A 22,452-nucleotide genomic window follows, 5' to 3' on the forward strand; every position below is an offset into this window, starting at 1 on the left:
AATAAACGGTGTGTCGCGTGTTACGAGTTCCCTCACCTTTTATCTCGAGGGAGGTGCTGTCGGGGAGATATGAACTGGTGGGACGCGGAACGCGAGTACACAGACGAGGTCATCGGGGAGACCACGCTTGGACGGATGTTCGAAGAGAGCGCCGAGCGGAACGCGAACCGGCCAGCACAGCGGTACAAAGGCGGCGTCTACGACCGGTCGCTGACCGAGTCCGTGCTTCCGGCGGCCCCGCGCGGGGAGTTTCAGGCCATCTCCTACGCCGAGATGCGCGACGTCGTCCGAAACCTCGCAGCCGGCTTTCGCGACCTCGGCGTCGAGACCGGCGACCGCGTCGGCATGTTCTCGAACACCCGAATGGAGTGGGCCCAGACCGACTTCGCGCTCCTCGCGGCGGGTGCCGTCGTGACGACCGTCTACACGGGCTCGTCGCCGGATCAGGTCCGCTACCTGCTCGACGATCCCGGGGCGACGGCCGTCGTCGTCGAGAACGAGGACGCACTCGAGTCGGTCCTCGAGGTCGACGACGACCTCGACCTCGAGTTCATCGTTTCGATCGATCGCCTCTCGCGGTACGGCGACCGCGAGGACGTGCTGAGTCTGGCGGACGTCTACGAGCGCGGTGCCGAGACGTTCGACCTCGAGACCTACCAGACGTGGGTCGACGACCCCGAGTTAGACGACCTGGCGAGTCTGATCTACACGAGCGGGACGACGGGACAGCCCAAGGGCGTGCGGTTGACCCACTGGAACTTCCGTTCGAACGTCAACCAGATCCGCAAGCGATTCGCGCCGCGGCCGGACAAGAGCACGGACCTGCCGTCGATCGACGAGCACGCGCAGACGGTCTCGTACCTGCCGCTGGCGCACGTCTTCGAGCGGACGGCAGGACACTTCCTCATGTTCGCGAGCGGGGCGTGCGTGGCCTACGCCGAGAACCCGGACACGCTCCAGGAGGACTTCAGCGCCGTCGAACCGAACGCGGCGACGAGCGTTCCGCGAGTCTACGAGAAGATCTACGACGCCATCCGCGAGCAGGCCAGCGAGTCGCCGACGAAACAGCGGATCTTCGAGTGGGCGACCGACGTCGGTCGCGAGTACCAGGAGACCGACTCGCCGGGACCGGCGTTGCGGGCCAAACAGGCGATCGCTGACAGGCTCGTCTTCTCGCAGGTCAGGGAGGCACTCGGCGACAACGTCGAACTCCTGATCAGCGGCGGCGGCAGCCTCTCGCCGGAGCTGTGTACCCTCTATCACGCGATGGGCCTGCCGATCTACGAGGGGTACGGCCTCACCGAGACGGCACCCGTCATCACGGTAAACCCGCCCGAAGAACCGAAGATCGGCACGATCGGCCCGGCCGTGGTCGACGTCGAGTTGAAGGTCGACGAGCGGGTCGTCGACCAGAGCGCCTTCGACGACCCCGGCGAGGTCGGTGAACTGCTCGTGCGCGGACCGAACGTGACCGACGGCTACTGGAACGACCCCGACGCGACCACACAGGCGTTCACCGAAGACGAGGACGGCAAGCGGTGGTTCCGGACCGGCGACGTCGTCCACCTGCGCCCGGACGGCTACGTCGAGTTCCGCGAGCGCGCAAAGCAGATCCTCGTGCTCTCGACCGGCAAGAACGTCGCCCCCGCGCCGATCGAGGACGCGTTCGCCGCCAGCGAGGTCGTCGAACAGTGTCTGGTCGTCGGCGACGGCGAGAAGTTCGTCGGCGCGTTGCTCGTCCCGAACGAGGACCACATCCGCGAGTGGGCCGACGAGGAGGGAATCGACCTCCCCGACGACCCCGAAGCGCTCTGTGGGGACGAGCGCGTCACCGAGTACGTCCAGGAGGAGGTCGACCGGATCAACCAGCAGTTCGAGAAACACGAGCAGATCAAGAAGTTCCGCATCGTTCCCCGCGAGTTCACCGAAGAAAACGACATGCTCACCCCCACGATGAAGAAGAAGCGACGTGTGATCATGGATCGCTTCGAGGACCGGGTCGAGGAGATGTACGCCGAGTGAGTGCTGCACCTCGTCGCTCGTCGTCCCGCTCGAGCGAGACTATCGAGAGCGAGGAAGTATTCTATAAAGTGTAACAAGTTATGCGAGAAGCCGCCTACTCGAGCGGATTTTTACTCACTGTTGCCCGATAGAAGTACAGTAATATCACGTTTTTGGTCATAACTATCCCTATAATTCATGAGAGTGTAGTTCCATGGCACGCCAACCCATGGAACGACGGGAGCCAGAACGAGCGTTCGACGACGACGTGATCGAACTCGAGACGCTGGGACGGACGTTCGAGCGGAGTGCCGAGCGAAACGCGGACCGACCAGCGCAGCGATACAAAGGGGGCGTATACGACCGAACGCTCGCCGAGACGGCGTTCGGGTCGGCACCAGACGGGGAGTACGCGACGCTTTCGTACGCCGAGATGCGCGAGGTCGTCAGAACTCTCGCGAGCGGGTTCCGAACGCTCGGCGTCGACCACGGCGACCGCGTGGCGATGTTCGCGGGGACGCGGATAGAGTGGGCCCAGTCCGACTTCGCGCTCCTCGCGGCAGGTGCCGTCGTGACGACCGTCTACCGGAGCTCCTCGCCGAGTCAGGTTCGCTACCTGCTCGACGACCCCGGAGCGACGGCCGTCGTCGTCGAGAACGAGGAGCTACTCGAGCGCGTCCTCGAGGTCGACGACGACCTCGACCTCGAGTTCGTCGTCGTGATGGACGAACTCGGGCCCGAGTACGACGGGATGGCGGACGTCTACACGCTCGCGGACGTCTACGAGTGCGGTGCCGAGACGTTCGATCTCGAGGCCTACCGGTCGTGGATCGACGAGACCGAGCTGGACGATCTGGCGAGTCTGATCTACACGAGCGGGACGACCGGACGGCCGAAAGGCGTGAAGCTGACCCACCGCAACTTCAGGGCGAACGTCAACCAGGTGTACCGACGCTACGGCCCGCAACCGGACAAACCGAGCGGGTCGCCGTCGATCGACGAGGAGACCGAAACGGTCTCGTACCTGCCGCTGGCGCACGTTTTCGAGCGGACGGCGGGACACTTCGTCATGTTCGCGAGCGGGGCGTGTGTGGCCTACGCGGAGAGCGCCGACACGCTCCAGGAGGACTTCCAGCTCGTCGAGCCGACGACCGCAACGAGCGTTCCGCGGGTCTACGAGAAGATCTACGACGCCATCCGCGAACAGGCCAGCGAGTCGCCGCTCAAAGAGCGCATCTTCGAGTGGGCGACGGACGTCAGCAAGGCGTACTACCGATCGGACAGCCCCGGCCTGGACCTCAAACTGAAGATGACGATCGCGGACAGACTGGTGTTCAGCCAGGTGAAAGAGGCCCTCGGCGGAAACGTCGAGTTTCTGGTCAGCGGCGGCGGAACGCTGTCGCCGGAGCTGTGTACGCTCTACCACGGGATGGGGCTGCCGATCTACGAGGGGTACGGGCTCACCGAGACGGCACCGGTCGTCACGACCAACCCGCCCGAGGAGCCCAAGATCGGCACGATCGGCGTCCCGGTCGAGGGCTGTGAGATCACGGTCGACAAGTCGGTCGTCCCCGCAGAGACCGCAGACGACACCCTCGGCGACCTCGGCGAGTTGCTCGTGTGCGGGCCGAACGTGACCGACGGCTACTGGAACGATCCGGAGGCGACCGACCGAGCGTTCACCGAGGACGAAGACGGCAAGCGGTGGTTCCGGACCGGCGACATCGTCAACGTCCGGCCCGACGGCTACGTCGTCTTCCGCGAGCGCGCAAAACAGATCCTCGTGCTCTCGACCGGCAAGAACGTCGCCCCCGCCCCGATCGAGGACTCGTTCGCGAAGAGCCAGGTCGTCGAACAGTGTCTGGTCGTCGGCGACGGCGAGAAGTTCGTCGGTGCGCTGATCGTCCCCAACTTCGAGTACCTCGAGGACGCGGTCGACGGCGACGTGGCAGGTCGCGAGCGGCTGGTCGACCACGAGGAGGTACAGCGTCTCATCCAGCAGGAGGTCGACGCGGTCAACGAGAACTTCGAACCCCACGAGCGGATCAAGGAGTTCCAGCTCGTCCCCAGGGAGTTCACCGAGGAAAACGAGATGCTCACCCCCACGATGAAGAAGAAACGCCGGGTCATCCTCGAGCGCTTCGCCGACGAGGTCGCGGACATCTACCCGGAGCGCGAACGCGAGTCGCAGGCCGAGCCGGCCGACTGACCGGTTACACGCGGGTCGCCCGCCGGCCGGTACGTCGCCGATCGGGGCGGCGAAGAACGGTGTTTAAGCCACTGTAGTCACTCTCTTTCGACAGGGAATGAGTCCGAAAGACGCACCCGGCAGGCGAACGTCGGTCGACGATCAGAGGTAACTATGGCTACAGAAGCGACCGGCGACCTGATCGTCCTCGTCGCCGCCATCATCGGACTCGGCGTGCTCTCACAGCTTCTCTCGGCCAAATTGCAGATCCCGAGCGTCCTGTTTCTCATCCTCTCGGGCGTCGCGATCGGTCCGGAAGGACTCGGTGTGCTCACGGTCGAGTCCTTCGGCGGCAGCAGCGGGCTGTCGACGATCGTCGGACTCAGCGTCGCGATCATCGTCTTCGAGGGCGCGTTTCACCTCAAATTCGAGAAAATCAGGGAAGCACCGGCGGCCGTGCTGCGGTTGATCACGATCGGGGCGGCGATCGCGCTGTTCGGGACGGCTGCGGCCGTCCACTTCCTGCTCGGCGCAGACTGGGACATCGCACTGCTGATCGGCGCGCTGCTCGTCGCGACGGGACCGACCGTCGTCACGCCGATTCTCAAAGTCGTCCCCGTTCGCGACCGGGTCGCGGCGGCCCTCGAGACCGAAGGGATCGTCAACGACGTCACCGCGGCGATCCTCGCGATCGTGATGTTCAAGGCGATGACGGTGCGGGAGCTTAACGCCAGCATCTACGTCCGGCTGTTCGCCGAGCGTCTCGGCACCGGCCTCCTCGTCGGCCTCGCGGTCGCGGCGGTCGTCTGGTACGTCCTGCAGTACGTCGACGTCTCGCCCGACGACGCGCCGCGAAACGCACGGCTGCTCACGCTCGCGGGAGCGATCGTCGCGTTCGGTGCCGCAGACTGGGTGTTCTCCGAGGCCGGCGTCGCCGCAGCGGCGACCGCCGGGTTGATCCTCGGAAACGCCAATCTGCCGTACGAGGAGGATATCGAGGCGTTCAAAGGCGACGTGACGCTGATCGTCCTCTCGTTCGTCTTCATCACGCTCGCGGCGTTGCTCGAGTTCGACCAGCTGTTCGCGCTCGGCCTGGGCGGCGTCGCCGTCGTCTTGATCGTAATGGTCGTCCTCCGGCCGCTACTCGTCTTCCTCTCGACGATGGGAGAGCGGTTTACCACCAGGGAGAAACTGTTCGTGAGCTTCGTCGGCCCGCGAGGAATCATTCCGGCGTCGGTCGCGACGCTGTTTGCGATCCGCCTGCAGGCACCCGAGGCACCGACCAACGAGACCGGCGCAGAGTTGCTCGTCGGGACCGTCTTTCTCGTCATCCTCGTGACGGTCGTCCTCGAGGGTGGCTTCGCCCGGCAGATCGCGGAGCGACTGGAAGTGATACCAATGCGTGTACTCATCGTCGGCAGCGGCAGAGTCGGCCGCCTGCTGGCAGAACGACTGGAAGCGCGCGGCGAAAACGTGGTCCTGATCGAAGAGGACAGAGACGCTCTCGAGCGGGCGCGCGAGGACGGGTTCACCGTCCGGGAGGGCGACGGTGCCGACACCGAGGTGTTGCGCTCGGCCGGCGGCGAGAACGCCCGCATCGTCGTCGCGGCGACCGGCGACGACGACACGAACCTCCTCATCGCTCAGCTCGCCAAATCGAAGTTCGACGTAGAGACGGTGATCGCCCGTGCGAACAACCCGTCGAACGTCGACGCGTTCGAGGAACTCGGCGTCCGCACCATCTCCGCGGCGGAGTCGACCGCGTGGGCGATCGACAACGTGATCGAACGCCCCGCGCTCTCGAACTGGATGACCGAACTCGGTCGCTCCGGTGACGTACAGGAAGTCGAAGTGACGGACGACGCCATCGTCGGCGAGAAGATCGCCGACATCGACGACAGGTTGCCCAACGGCGTGCTCATCGCGCTCGTGAGCAGAGATGGCGACAACGAGGTCCCGGAGCCGAACCTCGAACTCGAGCGCGGCGATCACGTGACGTTCATCGGCCGAACCGAAGCGGTTCGCGAAGCGATCGAGCGCTGCGGTGCGCCGGCATGAGAGACGGCGGTAGAGCGTTTTTGTTCGCCCGGTACGTATCTCGAGTGTGACAGTCACCAGCCTCTACCGCCTGAACACAGCCGAGTGGACGTTCGACTACAGCGCCGCCGTTCAGCTACAGAATCCCGGCGAGCCCTACGTCGGCTGGTGTCCGTGCTACCTGCTCGAGCACCCGGATGGGCTGGTGCTGTTCGATACGGGGATCAGCCGCGAGATGGCCGCCGACCCCGAAAGCTACGGCCCGAACGGCGCACCTCACATGGTCGACTTCCTGGAGACGCTCGACCTCGAGGTCGGCCAGTCGCCGACCGACCACCTCCACGCGCTGGGGTACGAACCCGAGGACGTCGACTACGTCGTCCTCTCGCACCTGCACACGGACCACGCTGGCAACGTCGACTCGTTTCCCGACGCCGAGGTCGTCGTCCAGAAAGAAGAGCTCCGGTACGCCTTCTGGCCCGACGGCGTCCAGCGGCTGTTCTACCTCGAGGGCGACATCTCCCCGCTCCGCGGGCCGTCGCGTGACGTGACCGCGATTACAGGCGAGTACGACCTCTTCGGTGACGGGAGCGTCGTCGCCTTCCCGACGCCGGGGCACACGCCAGGCCACCAGTCGCTGTCGGTCGAACTCGACTCCGGGAACGTCCTCCTCGCGGCCGACGTCGCAAACAGCCGGGTCGGCTACGAGCAGGACCTCGTCCCCTCGTTCGCGTGGTCGCTCGAGGAGTCACTCGAGTCGATCCAGACGGTGCGAACGCGGGCACGACTCGACGACGCCGAGGTGATCGTCCACCACGATCCGGACGAACAGGCGAAGCTGCCGGATCCGCCTGATTCGCTCGGGTGACCGGCGCTCGCGAACCGCCGCGATCACGACGGGTTCGAGCACGTCTGTCACGGACAGTTGCATGTGTTAATTTTTGCCACGGCTGAAAGCGATATTCGAACGGTCGGTGTACGAACCGCGGACCATGACAGACGCCTATGTACACGTCATCGTCGACGCGGGAGCCGTCTCGAATGCTGCAAACGAGATCGCGGACCTCGAGTCGGTCGAGACGGTTCACATCGTGACCGGCGACTACGACCTCATCGCCCAGCTCGAGCTCGACGACGTCGACGACCTGCCGACCGTCGTGGCCGACGAGATCCACGCCGTCTCGGGCGTGATCGACACGGTGACGAACGTCGCGTTCGAGCCCTGATACTACCGGACAACAGTCAGTGACTACTCGATCGCGTCTCGACGGCTGTCGTCAGCGACGACAGCGTCTCGAGTGCGATCGATGTCTGAACCGTGTTGTCCGGCAGTATGAACGCGAGGCGATCCGGCTAGAGAACGATCCAGACCACAGTAAAGAGGATCAAGACGCCGGTGACGTCGGAGACGTTGGTGACGACGGGGATCGTCGTGTCGTCGGGGTCGTACCCGAGGCGATAGGAAACGTAGACGGCAACGGAACTGACGATCACGACCCAGACGGCCAGCAGCATACCCGAGACCATCGTGATGAACATGAGTGCCCCGAGTCCGAGCGAGCCGCCGAGCAGGCGGCCGATGGCCCACGACGCGATGCCGAGCAGGAAAAAGACCGTCGCGGCGAGGCCAAACACCGCCGCGACGTTCGCCCGCACGTTCGGATTGTCGGGGGAGAACTCGAGGATGCCCAGGTGAAGCTGGGTCGACAGCCGCGCGCACATGATCGACCCCAGGTTGCCCGCCGTCCCGATCATCACGGGGACGAGCACGAGCAGCGAGGGCTGGGTGAGCAGCTGCTCCTCGAAGTTCTCGAGGACGGTGCCAGAGCCCATCTGGAGCAACGAGAGAACGGCCAAAAGCGGGACCATCGTCGTGACGATGTTCGAGACGGTCCACTCGTCGACGAACTCGCCGTCGTCTCCTGTCTCGGTCACAGGATCACCTCCGTGATCTCGACGGCGACGAGCAAGAACACGACGCCGAAGACGTCACCGACGGTCGTCACGACGGGACCGACGATGTTGTCGGGGTCGACGCCACGGCGATACCCCCTGAAGATCACGGCGAGCAGGACGCCGAGCATCGTCACGGCACTCAAGAAGCCGGCGATCGTCAGGATGAGCACGAGCTCGAGCAAGTTGCCGGAGCGGCCGAACGCCAGCAGGACGACGTACGCGAGAAACGCGATGAGAATCGAGACGATCATTCCGTTGAGAAACGAGGCGACGACTGCGTTCCGGAGCCGGTCGTTCCACTCGAAGCGCGGACTGATCAACCCCTGGTGGAGCCCACTCGAGAGGCGAGCACCGAGCGGGCCGTAGACGCCGCCACGGGTGGCGAGAAACGCGGGGAGCAAGAGGAGGAGGCCGGGAACGTTCTCGATCCCCTCGCGCATGGATTCGGTGCCGAGCAGCGTTCCGGCGAACAGCCCTGCCACGAGACTGACGAGGATAACCGGTAGCGCCTGCCGATAGACGGCGGCGGCGGAGTCGTGGCGCACCATCTATCCGATGGTCCCGCCCCGGCACATTAAGCGTTGTTTCACAGCTGGAAACGCCGGCGTGCTCGAGCCGATCAGCACGCACTCGCCGCCGTGTCGAACCGGGGTATCTCGAAAAATCGGTATCGTTTTGCGCGCGTATCCACCACGTTGAGAGTATGAAACACGTACGAGGACCGCTGTGTTCGATCGACGTCGGCGACCGGACGGCCGAGACCGAAGACGTAGACGACGTCCTCGAATCGTTCGTCGGCGGTCGCGGGGTCGGGACGAAACTCGCCCACGACCGGATCCCCTTCGACGCCGATCCCCTGGGCGCGGAGAACCGCCTCTACTTCGCGACTGGGCCACTGCAGCACTCGACGATGAGTTTCACCGGCCGGATGTCGGCGACGGGTCTTTCGCCGCTGACCGACGGCCTGCTCTCCTCGAACGCCGGCGGCTTTCTCTCGCGGAACTTCACGGACACGGGCTACGGGGCCGTCGAGATCACGGGTGAAAGCGACGAGTTGCTCGTCGTCCACGTCACAGACGAGGGCGTCGAGTTCGAGGAAGTGCCCGACCTCGAAGGTGCGACGACCTCCGAGATCTGTGACTACATCGAGGACGAACACGGCCTCGGGGTCGAGCACACCGTCACCATCGGCCCGGCCGGCGAGAACGAGGTCCGTTTCGCCTCGATCATGACCTCGAGAGAGCGGGCGTTCGGTCGCGGCGGCCTCGGTGCCGTCCTCGGCGCGAAGAACGTCAAAGCAATCACCTTCGACGGGGACTCGACCCGCGAGGTCGAGATTCCACCGCTACAGATGGACGTCCACCGCGAGGCGGCCACCTCCGATCACATCATGAAACGCCAGGGGACCACCTCGGTGACGGAGTTCGCAAACGCCGTCGAGGCACTCCCCACGCGGTACTTCTCGGAACTCTCCTTCGAGGGCGCGTCGGGGATCAGCGGCGACCGCGTCGAGGAGAAAAAGTACGAGAAGGGAACGTGTTCTGCCTGTGCATTCGCCTGCAAACTCCCCACGCGAGACGAGGAGAGCGGCCTCGAGACGGAGGGTCCCGAGTACGAGACGGTGATGGCGTTCGGATCGAACGCAGGCGTCGACGACATCGTCGACGTGATGCAGTCGAACAAACTCTGTGACGAACTCGGGATGGACACCATCTCCTGTGGCGACACGGTCGCTGCCTACCTGGCGAGCGAGGACGAGTTCGGCAACGTCGAGTTGATCCACGAAACCGTCGAGAAAATCGCCCACCGCGAGGGCGTCGGCGACGTCCTGGCGGAGGGCGTCGAGCGCTGTCACGACGACCTCGGGGTCGGAAACTGGACGGTGAAAGGCATGGAGTTCCCCGCCCACGACGGCCGCACCCTCAACGGACAGGGACTCGCCTTTGCGACCTCGAACCGCGGGGCCGACCACATGTACGCGGAGTTTTACCCCTACGAGTACCCGCTCGTCGACGAGGAGCAGGCGATGGACAAAGCGGGACTCGAGGGCAAACCCCCGAAGGTGATCGAGAAGGAGAACCTCAACGCGATCAAAGACAGCGGCGTCCTCTGTAAGTTCTCCCGGGACTTCGTCACGCCCGACCGCCTCGAGACGCTGCTCGATGCCGACTACGAGGACTTACTCGAGATCGGTGCCCGCGTGATCGACATGGAGCGACACTTCAACAACCAGCGCGGCATGGATCGGACGGACGATCGGTTGCCGTACGACATCCCCGAGTTCGAGGACGCGCTGGCGGAGTACTACGACGAACGCGGCTGGAACGACGACGGCACGGTTCCCGCGAGCGCGTTCGAGGGCGCTGACGTTGCGCCCGCAGACGACTAGATCGATCGAGAGCAGGTGTTCAATTTTCGACGCCGTCGGCCTCGAAGCGCTCGAGCGTTCGCGCCGCGTAGCGGTAGCCGGCGGTGCCGACGGCGGCGGCGAGTGCGACGGTGAGGACGGTCGCGACCGCGGCGCTTGTGGTCGGCGAGTCGCCGAACGCGGCAGCACCGAACCCGGCGAACGACGGCGAGGCGACGACGGACATCGCCAGGAGGTACGCGAACATCGCGTACAGTTCGGGCGGGACGAGCGTCGCGTTCGCCGGCCCCTCGAGGTTCGGCAAGAACGCGCCGACGCCCAGCGAGACGCCGACGCCGGAGACGACGAGTGCGAGCGCGGCGACGACGAGCGCGAGGAGGACCGCCGGAGGGTAGCCGCCGAACAGGCCGGTCACGACGGCGGCCGCGACGACGAACGGTGCGCCGGGGAGCAACGCGGCCACGGCGTGTCCGTGCAGGACCGACGTTCGGCCGCCGGGGGTCGTGAGGATCGCTGGGAGCGCGACACGCTCGTTGCCGAGCGGGTTGAGTGTCGTCCCCATTCCGACGGCGCTGGCAGCGTAGAGTGTCACCAGGACCGGGACGAACCCGGGCCGGGAAGCCGAGAGTTCGACCGACGCGGGGCCGACGAGCGCGAACGGGAGGAGGACGTAGATCATCGCCCGCGGCGACCGACGGATGCGCCGCCACGTCGCGCGGACGACCGAAGCCGTTCGAGGGGCGACGAGACGCGCGAGGAACGGTTCGAACCGCGACCGCGATCCGTCGGCGTCGACGGTTCCGTCGTCGAGGACGGTCTCGGCGAACCACAGCGACCGCGCCGTCGCGACGACGACGGCGAGCGCGGTCGTGAGCACGACGCCGGCCGCTGCGAGCGCGAGGAGTACCCGTCCCGACGCCGTCGGAATCGCGGGCGTCGTCGCCAGTAGCAGGTCACCGTACCAGCCAAGCGGTGAGGCCGCAAGCGCTGCACCGGCAGCCCGGCTGATTCCGAGCCCGATGAACGTCAGAAACAGCGTGACGGCACCGACTGCGTACCGCGCTCCGTAGAGGCGCGGCGACCGGCGGATGGCCGTTCGGAAGCCGAGACCGGCCGCAGTCCCCGCGAGCAGTCCCGTCGCGACGACGGCGACGACGCCGACGGCCGCCCCGACGACCGTCACGAGCCGTCCCGTCCCGGCGGTAAACGCCAGCCCACCACCGACCGCGACCGGGCCGACGAACCAGACGCTCTCGAGCAGTTCGTCTCCGAGGACGCCGAGGATCGCCGCTGGCAGCGGCACCGCCGTCACGAGCTCGACCGGCGGGTCCTCCCAGTCGTCGCTGACCACCGCGGTCAGCGAGGCGAGACCGGCGATCACGACGATCGCGACCGCCGCGACCTCGCGGACGAGTGCGAGGACGGCCTCCGGGTGGTCTGCGACCAGCGTCCCGTAGTGGTACGCGCCCGGTTCCGGCCAGAGTCGTTCGTAGCGTGGCAGCGGGAGCTGTCCGACGATCGACAGCGTTCCGAACGTTGCACCGAGGAGGACGGCGAACCCCAGCTGTGGGTGCTTGCGGCGACGGCGCAGTTCGACGCGGTGGCGCACCGCGGTCACGAGCGCGATCGTCCGGGGCCAGTTCATGCCCGCTGGTCGACGTACTCGTCGGTATCCGTGACCTCGAGGAAGACGTCCTCGAGGGTTCGCCCACCGGTCGCGTCGGCCACTGCGCCGGCTTCTGCGCGGCGTTTCAGCGTCTCGGGGTCGCCCTCGGCGACGAGGCGGCCTGCGTGGAGGACGCCGATAGTGTCGGCGAGTTCGTCGACGACAGGGAGGATGTGCGTCGAGAGGAAGATCGTCATCTCCCGGTCGGCCAGGTCGGCGATGGTCTCGCGCATCGTTCGGGCGGCCCGGGGATCGAGACCGCTGGTCGGTTCGTCGAGGAATGCGACGGCGGGGTCGTGCAACACCGCCTGGATGACGCCGACTTTCTGGCGCATCCCCTTCGAGTAGGCGTCGATGCGCTTGTCGGCGTCCTCGAGCAGGTCGAAGCGCTCGAGCATCGCCTCGATGCGCTCGCTCGCCGCCTCCTCGGGGAGGTCTCGCAGGCCGGCGGCGTACTCGAGTTGCTCGCGGCCGGTGAGTTCGTCGTAGATCGGCGGCTCTTCGGGGAGGTAGCCGATGTGGGGCGTCACCGCGTCGCGGTTTTCGACCGACTGGCCGACGACGCGTGCGGTTCCTGCGGTGGGGCGGGTGAGCGTCGTCAGCATCCGCATCGTCGTCGTCTTCCCGGCACCGTTCGGACCGAGAAACCCGTAGACTGCGCCCGGTTCGATCTCGAGCGAGAGGTCGTCGACGGCGGTCTCGTCGCCGTACCGTTTGGTAAGTCCCACGGTCTCGATGGCGAGGTCGGTCATCTGGCCCGGAATTGTCGGGGAACGATGTTAACGGTGTCTCTCTGAACACGCCGGAGAGAAGAACACTGATAATGATGTTGGTTGACTATTAACACATGGCTGTCGGCTACGACACCGCGACCGAGGAGTTCGAGTGGAACGTCCCGACCGAATACGCGATTCCGTCAGTCGTCGAGTCCCACGCCGAGGCGTTCGGCGACCGAGTCGCGGTCCGATACCTGAACGAGGACGGCGAGCGGACCGAACGAACCTACGACGACCTGCGTGCGGACATGTCCCGGTTCGCGAACGGCCTCACAGAGCGCGGCGTCGAGAAGGGCGACAGGGTGATGCACCTGTTCCCGCGCCACCCGGACGCCTTCGCGGTCCAGCTCGGCGCGCTCGCGACCGGCGCGTTGCTGGTTCCCTGCTCGTCGATGCTCCGGCCGAAGGACATCGCCTTCCGCGCGAACGACTGCGAGGCGGAGACGGTCGTCGTCCACGACTCCCTGCTCGAGATGGTCGAGCCCGTCGCCGAGGAGACGCCCCTCGAGCGCGTGATCGTCCTCGACGGCGACGGCGACGAGTATCCGTCGTACGCGGACGTCGTCGCGGACCAGCCGACCGCATTCGACGGCCCCGACCTCGCCGCCGAGGATCCGATGTCGATCAACTACACCAGCGGGACGACCGGCCAGCCCAAACCCGTCCTCCACAGGCACCGCTGGATGTACTGCTTCGAGCGGATCAACGCCCCGTACTGGTGGGGCGTCGACGAGGAGACCGACCTCGAGGACGAGCTGCTGTGGGCCACCACGGGGACGGGCTGGGCGAAGTGGTTCTGGAGCCCCGTCGGCGTCGGGCTGACGACCGGCGCGACCCAGTTGCTCTACGACGGCGAGTTCGAACCCGATCGGTTCCTCGAGATCATGGAAGCGGAGGGCGTCACCCGGCTCTGTGCCGTCCCCACCCAGTACCGGATGTTCTCGAACGCCGACCTCTCCGAGTACGACCTCGCGCTCACGGACGCCCTCTCGGCGGGCGAGCCGCTGAACCGTGAGCCGATCGAGCGCTTCGAGGAAGCCGTCGGCGTCACGCCTCGCGACGGCTACGGCCAGACCGAGACGGTCGCACTCGTGACGAACTACCCCGGCATCGACGTCAAGCCCGGCAGCATGGGCAAGCCGACGCCGGGGGTCGGAACGACGATCGTCGACGTCGACGAGGAAGACGAAGTCGAGACCGGAGAGATCGGCGAGATCGCCGTTCCCGTCGACTCGCCGGCCATCTTCGACGGCTACTACGAGAAGCCAGACCTGGACGAACGGACGTTCGACGGCGAGTACTACCGCACTGGCGACCTCGCGAGCCGCGACGCCGACGGCTACTTCTTCTTCGAGGGACGGGCCGACGACATCATCATCTCCGCGGGCTACCGGATCGGTCCGTTCGAGGTCGAAGACGCCCTCGTCTCCCACGACGCCGTCGCCGAGGCCGCCGCCGTCGACAGCCCCCACGAAGAGCGAGGCAGCGTCGTCAAGGCTTACGTCGTCCTCGCGGAGGGCTACGAGGGCGGCGACGACCTGAAAGACGACCTCCAGGCGTTCATGAAAGAAGAGACGGCACCGTACAAGTACCCCCGCCGGATCGAGTTCGTCGACGAACTGCCGAAGACCTCGAGTGGCAAGATCCGCCGGGTCGAACTCCGACGCGAGGAACGGGAGCAGCGCACGGACTGATACTACCGGACAACAGTCAGTGAATACTCGATCGCGTCTCGACGGCTGTCGTCAGCGACGACAGCGTCTCGAGTGCGATCGATGGCTGAACCGTGTTGTCCGGCAGTATGATCGCCCGCGTCACGCCGACAGCGCCGCGAGCAGGTCGACGTCGCGGACGATGCCGACCAGTCGGTCGCCGCTGACCATCGGGATCTGCTCGATGTCGTTGCTGATCATCAGCTGTGCGGCCTCCTCGACGCTCTTCTGGGTCGAGACCGTGACGACGTCGTCGGTCATAAACTCCGAGACGGGGCCGGCCGGGAGTTCGATGTCTCGAGTCGGCAGATACCGGCTGCCGACGCCCTTGATCCCCTCCCAAGCCCACTCCGAGTCCTGGTCGGCAAAGGAGTTGCCCGTCTCCTCTTCGCCCTCGACGATCCGGGCGACGTCGATGATGTCGACCTCGGTGAGGACGCCACACATCCGCCCGTCGTCGTCGAGCACGACGGTGTAGGGCACGTTCGCGTAGGAGAGGCCACGCTCTGCCACCGGTAGCGGCGCGCCCTCGTAGGTCGTGTTCACGTCGGGGCTGGCGTACTCTTCGACGATGGCGTCGACCTCGGCGTCGCCGGCCGCGATGGCGTGGACGACGTCCGTCACCGTGACGATGCCCTCGAACTCGCCGTCGACGACCGGCACGCGGCGGGCACCCTCGTCGATCATCAGTGACGCGACGTCTTCGATCGTCGTGTCCGCGGTCGTCGTCGGTACGTCTTCCATCAGCATCACCAGCTGGTCTTCGTCCGGCTGTTCGATCAGGACCTCTCGAGAGACGAGCCCCCGGTACTCCGGGCCGTCGTCGGTCGGTTTGATCACGGGAACCGAGGAGAACGACCGTTCCTGGAGGTACTCGAGAACGTCGCTTCTGGTGCCGGGCAACTCGACGGTTACCACCTCAGAGCGGGGAGTCATCGCGTCGGCTACGTTCATATCCCGCTCGTACGGCCAAACCGAGTATAAAGCCAGTGTTTCGAGACACCCTCGCACGCGAGGGGTCGTGACGTCGCCGGCGAGCGCGCCCGGACGCAGGCGGTGCATTTCGACGACTTTATACGTCGCCGAATGTGAATTACACTCATGGTGGTGGATCACAACGGGCACGCCGACACGTCGAACGAGACGATCGTCGGCTCGATCGATTCGGACGGCCGCAGCGACGAGTACGTCATCGCCGACATCTCCGCGGACGGCGCGTGGCTCTCGATGCGAGCGGACGAGGCGGCAACCCTTCCAGCCTGGCGCTGATACGGTCTGCTGTACCGAGTTTCCGCAGCGACCGCCCGACGGGACGCGGTCGCTGCGGGACGGACGTACAGCGGTCCGTATGAGACTGTCGTCCGGCATCTGGGGCGGGACTGTTTTACTCGCGGGCGTCGAATCGGGACCGAATGCCACGCCGTCGAACGCGGTCCGAGCCAGAGTCCGTCGACGAGTTCGGCCTCGACGACCGGAGTGGCCTCTCGCGTCGGTTCGCCGACCTCGTCCCGGCGACGCTGGCTCGACGCGGCGTCGCCGTCTCGGTCGACACCGACCAGCGCGTCTACGAGCGCGACGACCCCGTCGAGATCACCGTCGAGTTCGAGAATCGCCTCCCGGTTCCGATCGCGGTGCCGACGCCGAAACGCCGGCTGTGGGGGTGGACGGTCGACGGCGACCTCGAGGCCAGCGACGAGCGCCGGTACACCCGGTCGGACCCGTCGACGTTCGACTTCCGGGGCGGCGAGCGAAAGCGAGTCTCGGTCGTCTGGAACGGTCGACTCGAGCGAACCGACGGGCTCCACGAGTCGGTAGTACCGGAACCCGGCGAGTACGAGATCACGGCGTTCGTCGCGACCCACCCCGAGACGTACCAGCCGAGCGACTCGACGACTGTCAGGCTTCGGTGATCGTCCGGAGCCGAAGAGCTTTATTTGCGGCCGCGAAACCGGGTGATACGCCGTTTTCGACCCATGAGATACGACCGCGTCTGTTACGACTGTGGCACGCGAACGACCGCACCCGTCGCTCGCTGTGAGTGTGGCGAGCCGCTCTGGCTCGAGACCGACCCCGGCTCGTTCGACTGGGACGACGTCGTCGACGCGCCGGGGATGTGGCGCTACGGGCCACTGCTCCCGGTCGAACCACCCGGAGGCCTCGCCGACGCCGCCGGCGGAACGCCGCTCGTTCACGAGCCGGCCGTAGACGAGTTCGCGGGTGCCCGCGTCCACGTCAAAGTCGAGGGCGAGAACCCGACCGGGAGCTTCAAGGATCGCGGGAGCGCGTTCGGCCTGGCCGCCCTCGAGGCAGGTGCCGCGGGCGACGTCTCCGCTGTCGGCACCGTCTCGCACGGCAACATGGCGATGAGCACCGCCGCTTTCGCCGCCGCGGCCGACGTCCCCTGTGTCGTGATGACCCCGACCGACGTCCCACCTGCGCGACTGGACGTCATCGCACAGTACGACCCGACGCTGCTCAAAGTCGACGGCGACTACGGCCGCCTCTACGAACGGACGCTCGAGCGGGGCCTCGAGTCCGGCGTCTGCTTTCTCAACTCCGACGTCCCGCTTCGCGTCGAGGGACAGAAGACGACGGCCCTCGAGATCTGCGAGGCGTTCGCGCCCGACGTGCCGGACGCGATCGTCATGCCGGTCAGCAGCGGCGGCCACGCCAGCGGCGTCTGGAAGGCACTGCGCGAGCTGCAGGCGGCCGGTACGATCGACGACCTCCCGCGGCTGTACCTCGTCCAGGCGGCGGCCTGTGCACCCATCGCCGAGGCGGACGCGGCCGGGGCCGACGCGGTCACGCCGGTCGAGGGCGGCGAGACGGTCGCCTACTCCATCGCCAACGCCGACCCGCCGAGTGGAACCCGCGCGCTCCGGGCAGCCCGCGACACCGACGGTGCGGTGATCGCCGTCGACGACGACGCGATCCGGACCGCACAGCGCGTGCTGGCGACCCAGGCAGGTCTGAGCGTCGAGGCCGCGTCCGCGACGGCGCTGGCCGGCGTCAGGAAGCTAGTCGCCGAGGGCGTCCTCGAGTCGACGGACGACGTCGTCGCGGTCGCCACGGGAACGGGGCTCACGGAAGCGACCGCGGCCGGTTCGACCGCGGCCACGACGATCGACATCGCCGACCTGGACGACAACCTCGACGCCGTCGGCGAGTGATTCGACCGACCGACGTCACCGGTGCAGGTGACAGGCGGCGAAGTGCTCCCCGGTGCCGTGCCCGGGTTCGACGTTGTAGGCGGGCCGTTCCCGCGCACAGATGCTCTCCTCGGCGAACGACTCGAGCAGGAGCGTCGTCGCCCGGTCCCACCCCTGTCGATCGCCGTCGTCGGCCGTCTCGTCGGCGGTGCGATCGATCGCGATCAGCCGGATGGCCTCGTCGACGATCTCGCCCGCCTCGCCGCGGGGCGTCCCGTCGTCGAAAAAGCGCGCGCGGATCTCGGCCTCGATGGTCGGTTCGAACGACCGTCGCTTGACCGCACGCATGAACGCCCGCGTCTGCTCCCACTCCCGATCGCGCCACTCGACGGAGTCAGGTGCGATCAGTCGCGGACACCGGGTCCGGAACCGACAGCCAGAGGGGGGATCGACCGGACTCGGGACCTCTCCCTCGAGGACGCCGCGTTCGTCCCTGTCGCGGGGATCGGGCGTCGGAATGGAGTCGAGCAACGCCTTCGTGTAGGGGTGCTGTGGGTTCTCGAAGAGTTCCTCCTTGTCTGCCAGTTCGACGACGTGCCCGAGGTACATCACCGCCACGCGGTCGCTGATGTGACGGATCACCGAGAGGTCGTGGGCGATGAAGAGGTAGGTCAGCCCGAACTCCTCCTGGAGCTGTTCCATCGTGTTCAGCACCTGCGCCTGGATCGAGACGTCCAGCGCCGAGACGGGTTCGTCACAGACGATGAAGTCGGGGTCGACCGACAGCGCCCGGGCGAGGTTGATCCGCTGGCGCTGGCCGCCGGAGAAGGCGTGGGGGTAGCGGTTGTAGTGGCGTGGATCGAGGCCGACCTTCTCGAGCAGTTCCTTCGCCCTGGCCTCGCGGCCCTCGTCGTCTAGCATGTCGTGGGCGCGCATCGGCTCCTCGATGATCTGGCCGACTTTCATCCGCGGGTCGAGCGAGGCGTGGGGATCCTGGAAGATCATCTGGATCTCCGAGCGCTTCCGGCGGATCTCCTCGCCGCTTAGCTCCGCCAGATCGTCGCCTTTGAACGAGATGCGACCCGCCGTAGGCTCGAGCAACCGAAGGATCGTCCGTCCGAGCGTGCTCTTCCCGCAGCCGGACTCGCCGACGAGCCCCAGCGTCTCGCCTCGCCTGACGTCGAAGGAGACGTCGTCGACGGCTTTCACCCGATCCACGCCGAGGCTGATCGGGGGGAACGTATCCAGCTCGAGGTTGACGCTCGCGAACAGGCCGGATTCGGACGCGAAGTGCTTCTTCAGGCCGTCGACCTCGAGGATCGTCTCGCCCTCACTGACCGACGGACGATCGGGGCTACTCACGGTCCTCACCTCCGTCCGCCGAGGCAGAACCTGCGTCCGCCGTCAACTCGGGTTCGGGATCGATCGGGACGCTCTCGTCGTAGCCGACGTCGAAGGCATCGTGTTTCACGCAGGCCGCACGATGTGGCTCGTCGCCCGCAAGCGCGACCCGCCTGTTCTCGGGGTGGACGCGTCGACAGACCTCCCTGGCGTCCGGACAGCGGGGGTGGAACCGACAGCCCGACGGCGGATTGATCGCCTCGGGCATCACCCCCTCGATCGGCTCGAGGTCCTCGACGGTCCGGTCGGGACGGGGGATCGAGTCGAGCAAGGCGTCGGTGTAGGGGTGTTTCGTGTCGTAGAACAGCTCGTCCACGGGCGCTTGCTCGACGATTTCGCCGAGGTACATGACGTTTACCCGATCGCAGATTTCTGCGACGACGCCCAGATCGTGGGTGACCCAGATGAAACTCGTGCCGTACTTCTGCTGGAGTTCGTCGACGAGGTCGATGATCTGGCCTTCGACGGTGACGTCCAGCGCCGTCGTCGGTTCGTCGGCGATGATGAGGTTGGGTTCGCAGGCCAGCGCCATCGCGATGAGTACCCGCTGGCGCATGCCGCCGGAGAACTGGTGTGGATACTCGTCGTACCGCTTTTCGGGATCGGGAATGCCGACCTCCCGGAGCATGTCGACCGCCTCGAGTCGCGCCTCGTCTTCCGACAGTCCGCGGTTGAGTTCGATGAACTCCCGCAGTTGCCCCCCGACGGTGAAGACCGGGTTGAGCGACTCCATCGGATCCTGGAAGATGACGGCGATCTCGTTGCCCCGGATCCGGGTGCGGATCTCCTCGTTCGAGAGCACGTCGTCACGCTCCCGAAGGTCGCCGTCCGGCCCCTCCTCGAGGCCGAAGATCGTCTCGCCCTTGTAGGTGATCTCGCCGCCGACGATCTCGCCGGGGGACTCGACGAGTCGCAGCAGGCTCATCGAGGCGACGCTCTTGCCGGCGCCGCTCTCGCCGACGAGCCCGACGATCTCGCCTTCGTAGACCTCGAACGAGATGCCGTCGACAGCGCGTACTGTACCGGTTTCTGTGAAGAACTGCGTCTTGAGGTTCTCGACGCGAAGGAGTGGTTCGGAGCTCATGTTAGTCGTCGATTCGCGGGTCGAGGGCGTCCTGTAAGCCGTCGCCGAACAGGTTGAAGCCCATGATGGTGATCATAATCGCCAGCCCCGGCCAGATCGAGAGCCAGACGTTCGAGTGCATGTAGCCGTGTGCGGTGTTGAGCATCTGGCCCCAGTCCGGGGTCGGCGGCTGTGCGCCGTAGCCGAGAAACGAGAGTCCAGCGACGATGAGAATCGTCACGCCGATCTGGAGCGTCGCGTACACCAGCACCGGCGCGAAGCTGTTCGGCACGACGTGTCGCATGATGATGTCGCGATCTTTCACCCCGGACGCGCGGGCTGCCTCGATGTAATCCATCTCGCGGATGCTCAGGACCCGGCTCCGGATGATGCGGGCGAAGACGGGAACGAACGCGATCCCGACGCCGAGGACCGCGTACCAGATGTTCGCACCGCCGACGAAGACGGTAAAGACGATGATGAGGATCAGCGGCGGGATCGCGTAGACGATCTCGACGAGCCGCATCAGGGTGTCGTCGACCCTGCCGCCGTAGTAGCCGGCGACGGCGCCGACGATCGTGCCGCCGGCGAGGCCGATAGTCGTCGAGACGATGCCGACGAACACCGACACCTGCGTGCCGTAGACGATCCGCGTGAAGTAGTCTCGACCGGAGGAGTCCGTTCCGAGGGGATGCTCGAGCGTACCGCCCGCTGGCAGCGGGTTCCACGGCTGCTCGGCGAGCGGGAAGTACGGCGGCATGTGCTGTGTCCCCTCGCCCGGTGGCGGGATGCGAGTGGGGTGATCGAAGATCGGCAACAGCTTTGCGAACGTGTAATCAGAGAACTGGCCGAACGTGAGCCGCGAGAGGTTGCTGTCGACAGCGGCGTAGATCGCGACGAACAGCACGAACGCCACGACGTACAGTCCCCAGCGGGCCGTCGTGTCCTGCCGGATCCGCGCGACGGTGTACCGCCAGCCGACGCGGGCTTCGACCTCCTCGTCTTCGCCGGCCGCATCCGTACTGCTCTCGACCTGTGATTCACCGACTGCCATTGTTATTCACGCTCTCCGTAGGTGACTCGCGGGTCGACGTACGCGTACGAGATGTCCGTGATGATGACGCCGATCACGAACAGGGTGCCGAGCACTATCGTGACGCCCATCACGAGCTGGTAATCGTTCCGCTGGATCGCGTTGACGAACAGCAGGCCCATACCGTTGATGTTGAACACCGTCTCCGTGAGGACTGCACCGCCGAGCGCCGTCGACAGGTTGAGACCGACGATAGTGATGATCGGTAGCTGGGCGACCTGGAAGGCGTGCTTTCGCAGGATCGTCTGCTCGGGAACACCGTACGCGCGGGCGAGTTTGACGTACTCGCCTTGCAGCGACTCTATCATCTGGGTCCGCTCGACGCGCATGATCGTCGCCATCTGCAACGTCCCCAGCGCGATCATCGGCAACAGCAGGTGTCTGATCGTCTGCTGGAACAACTCGAGACGGCTGTCGATCCCCCGGTAGGCGTCGGGCGGTCGCCACGGGTAGACGAGTCCACTCGAGGGGAGCCAGCCGAGTTTGACCGCGAAGATCAGGATGAGGACGATCCCGATCCAGAACGACGGGGTGCTAACGCCGACGAGCGCGACGATCCGCGAGACGTGGTCGGTCGGCGCATTTCGTCGGTTGGCGGCCACGACGCCGAGTGGAACTGCCGTCACCAGCGCGAACGCGTACGCCGACAGGACCAGCAGGAGCGTCGGCCCGATCCGGTCCATCATCAGGTCGGAAACCGGTCGCTGGTAGTAGATGCTCTGGCCGAAGTCGCCCTGCAGGAGACTGGTCATGTACGTCACGTACCGTTCGTGTAATGGTTTGTCGAGCCCGTACCGCTGTTCGATCGCCCTGATCAGTTCCTCGTCGTGTTCCTGTCCCTGGAGCATGAGGCTGACCGGATCGCCTGGCCCCAGGTTCGCGAGCAGGAACGTGATGATAGAGATCCCGATCAGGACGGGAATCGCCTGCAGGAGCCTGAACAGTGCGTATTTCAGTAGTTTCATTGATCAGTCGTTTCGTCGCTATCGTACCGGCGTCGACTGCGTCGTCGGTCTGTCGACCGGAAACCGGCCGCTCGCCC

19 protein-coding genes are annotated in these 22,452 nt (G+C 66.0%); 10 read left to right on the forward strand and 9 right to left on the reverse strand.

Going from position 1 to position 22,452, the window contains the following annotated elements:
• The first annotated feature begins 69 nt into the window (after window positions 1–69).
• The 5 genes from MU558_RS06265 (at window position 70) to MU558_RS06285 (ending at window position 7,452) form a co-directional block, all read left to right on the forward strand.
• Complete coding sequence (locus MU558_RS06265) at window positions 70–2,022, forward strand: AMP-dependent synthetase/ligase (RefSeq protein ID WP_246972979.1); 1,953 nt, start codon at window positions 70–72, stop codon at window positions 2,020–2,022.
• A 208-nt stretch (window positions 2,023–2,230) separates the two neighbouring features.
• Window positions 2,231–4,210 (forward strand): AMP-dependent synthetase/ligase, encoded by a 1,980-nt coding sequence (locus MU558_RS06270; RefSeq protein ID WP_246974843.1) that lies wholly within the window; start codon window positions 2,231–2,233, stop codon window positions 4,208–4,210.
• Between the two features lie 153 nt (window positions 4,211–4,363).
• A complete protein-coding gene (locus MU558_RS06275) occupies window positions 4,364–6,247 on the forward strand; it encodes a cation:proton antiporter domain-containing protein (protein ID WP_246972981.1) in 1,884 nt (627 codons plus the stop codon).
• A 46-nt stretch (window positions 6,248–6,293) separates the two neighbouring features.
• On the forward strand, window positions 6,294–7,094 hold the full coding sequence (locus tag MU558_RS06280) for an N-acyl homoserine lactonase family protein (protein WP_246972982.1): 801 nt from the start codon (window positions 6,294–6,296) through the stop codon (window positions 7,092–7,094).
• Between the two features lie 124 nt (window positions 7,095–7,218).
• Window positions 7,219–7,452: an Lrp/AsnC family transcriptional regulator gene (locus MU558_RS06285; protein WP_246972983.1), complete on the forward strand. Its 234-nt coding sequence runs from the start codon at window positions 7,219–7,221 to the stop codon at window positions 7,450–7,452.
• Between the two features lie 127 nt (window positions 7,453–7,579).
• Here the strand turns inward: MU558_RS06285 and MU558_RS06290 are convergent, their stop codons facing one another.
• Together MU558_RS06290 and MU558_RS06295 are read right to left on the reverse strand one after the other, a co-directional pair.
• Window positions 7,580–8,161, reverse strand: a complete 582-nt coding sequence (locus MU558_RS06290) for a magnesium transporter (protein WP_246972984.1) — start codon at window positions 8,159–8,161, stop codon at window positions 7,580–7,582.
• Window positions 8,158–8,730, reverse strand: a complete 573-nt coding sequence (locus MU558_RS06295; RefSeq protein ID WP_246972985.1) for a magnesium transporter — start codon at window positions 8,728–8,730, stop codon at window positions 8,158–8,160. Before MU558_RS06295 ends, MU558_RS06290 begins: the two co-directional genes overlap by 4 nt.
• Before the next feature lie 155 nt (window positions 8,731–8,885).
• Here MU558_RS06295 and MU558_RS06300 point away from each other — a divergent pair, with 155 nt between their 5' ends.
• A complete protein-coding gene (locus MU558_RS06300; protein ID WP_246972986.1) occupies window positions 8,886–10,571 on the forward strand; it encodes an aldehyde ferredoxin oxidoreductase family protein in 1,686 nt (561 codons plus the stop codon).
• A gap of 19 nt (window positions 10,572–10,590) precedes the next feature.
• On the opposite strand, the gene MU558_RS06305 is transcribed toward MU558_RS06300, so the two are convergent.
• Both MU558_RS06305 and MU558_RS06310 read right to left on the reverse strand, forming a co-directional pair.
• On the reverse strand, window positions 10,591–12,195 hold the full coding sequence (locus MU558_RS06305; RefSeq protein ID WP_246972988.1) for a hypothetical protein: 1,605 nt from the start codon (window positions 12,193–12,195) through the stop codon (window positions 10,591–10,593).
• Entirely contained in the window at window positions 12,192–12,968 is a 777-nt protein-coding gene (locus tag MU558_RS06310) for an ABC transporter ATP-binding protein (protein ID WP_246972990.1), read from the reverse strand. The genes MU558_RS06305 and MU558_RS06310 overlap by 4 nt, the downstream gene beginning before the upstream one ends.
• Window positions 12,969–13,063: 95 nt before the next feature.
• Between MU558_RS06310 and MU558_RS06315 the strand changes: the two genes are divergently transcribed.
• Complete coding sequence (locus MU558_RS06315; protein ID WP_246972992.1) at window positions 13,064–14,686, forward strand: acetate--CoA ligase; 1,623 nt, start codon at window positions 13,064–13,066, stop codon at window positions 14,684–14,686.
• 120 nt (window positions 14,687–14,806) lie between these two features.
• On the opposite strand, the gene MU558_RS06320 is transcribed toward MU558_RS06315, so the two are convergent.
• The gene (locus tag MU558_RS06320; protein ID WP_246972994.1) at window positions 14,807–15,658 is read right to left on the reverse strand and encodes a CBS domain-containing protein; all 852 of its coding nucleotides are present in this window, start codon (window positions 15,656–15,658) and stop codon (window positions 14,807–14,809) included.
• A gap of 147 nt (window positions 15,659–15,805) precedes the next feature.
• Between MU558_RS06320 and MU558_RS06325 the strand changes: the two genes are divergently transcribed.
• From MU558_RS06325 to MU558_RS06335, 3 genes are all read left to right on the forward strand, one after another.
• Window positions 15,806–15,973, forward strand: coding sequence for a DUF7556 family protein (locus MU558_RS06325; protein ID WP_246972997.1), 168 nt, complete (start codon window positions 15,806–15,808; stop codon window positions 15,971–15,973).
• A 143-nt stretch (window positions 15,974–16,116) separates the two neighbouring features.
• Window positions 16,117–16,614 (forward strand): DUF7974 family protein, encoded by a 498-nt coding sequence (locus MU558_RS06330; protein WP_246973002.1) that lies wholly within the window; start codon window positions 16,117–16,119, stop codon window positions 16,612–16,614.
• A gap of 63 nt (window positions 16,615–16,677) precedes the next feature.
• Window positions 16,678–17,874, forward strand: a complete 1,197-nt coding sequence (locus MU558_RS06335; RefSeq protein WP_246973004.1) for a threonine synthase — start codon at window positions 16,678–16,680, stop codon at window positions 17,872–17,874.
• A 15-nt stretch (window positions 17,875–17,889) separates the two neighbouring features.
• Here MU558_RS06335 and MU558_RS06340 read toward each other — a convergent pair whose 3' ends face one another.
• From MU558_RS06340 to MU558_RS06355, 4 genes are read right to left on the reverse strand one after another with little or no spacing between them, the layout of a single operon-like run.
• Window positions 17,890–19,215 carry an ABC transporter ATP-binding protein gene (locus MU558_RS06340; RefSeq protein WP_246973007.1) on the reverse strand — a complete coding sequence of 442 codons (1,326 nt, stop codon included), beginning with the start codon at window positions 19,213–19,215 and terminating at the stop codon, window positions 17,890–17,892.
• Window positions 19,208–20,338 (reverse strand): ABC transporter ATP-binding protein, encoded by a 1,131-nt coding sequence (locus MU558_RS06345; RefSeq protein ID WP_246973009.1) that lies wholly within the window; start codon window positions 20,336–20,338, stop codon window positions 19,208–19,210. The genes MU558_RS06340 and MU558_RS06345 overlap by 8 nt, the downstream gene beginning before the upstream one ends.
• Before the next feature lies 1 nt (window position 20,339).
• Complete coding sequence (locus MU558_RS06350; RefSeq protein WP_246973011.1) at window positions 20,340–21,371, reverse strand: ABC transporter permease; 1,032 nt, start codon at window positions 21,369–21,371, stop codon at window positions 20,340–20,342.
• A gap of 2 nt (window positions 21,372–21,373) precedes the next feature.
• Window positions 21,374–22,375 (reverse strand): ABC transporter permease, encoded by a 1,002-nt coding sequence (locus MU558_RS06355; protein ID WP_246973013.1) that lies wholly within the window; start codon window positions 22,373–22,375, stop codon window positions 21,374–21,376.
• Window positions 22,376–22,452 lie beyond the last annotated feature (77 nt).

The organism is Natribaculum luteum, from assembly GCF_023008545.1.
Taxonomy (GTDB): Archaea; Halobacteriota; Halobacteria; order Halobacteriales; family Natrialbaceae; genus Natribaculum; species Natribaculum luteum.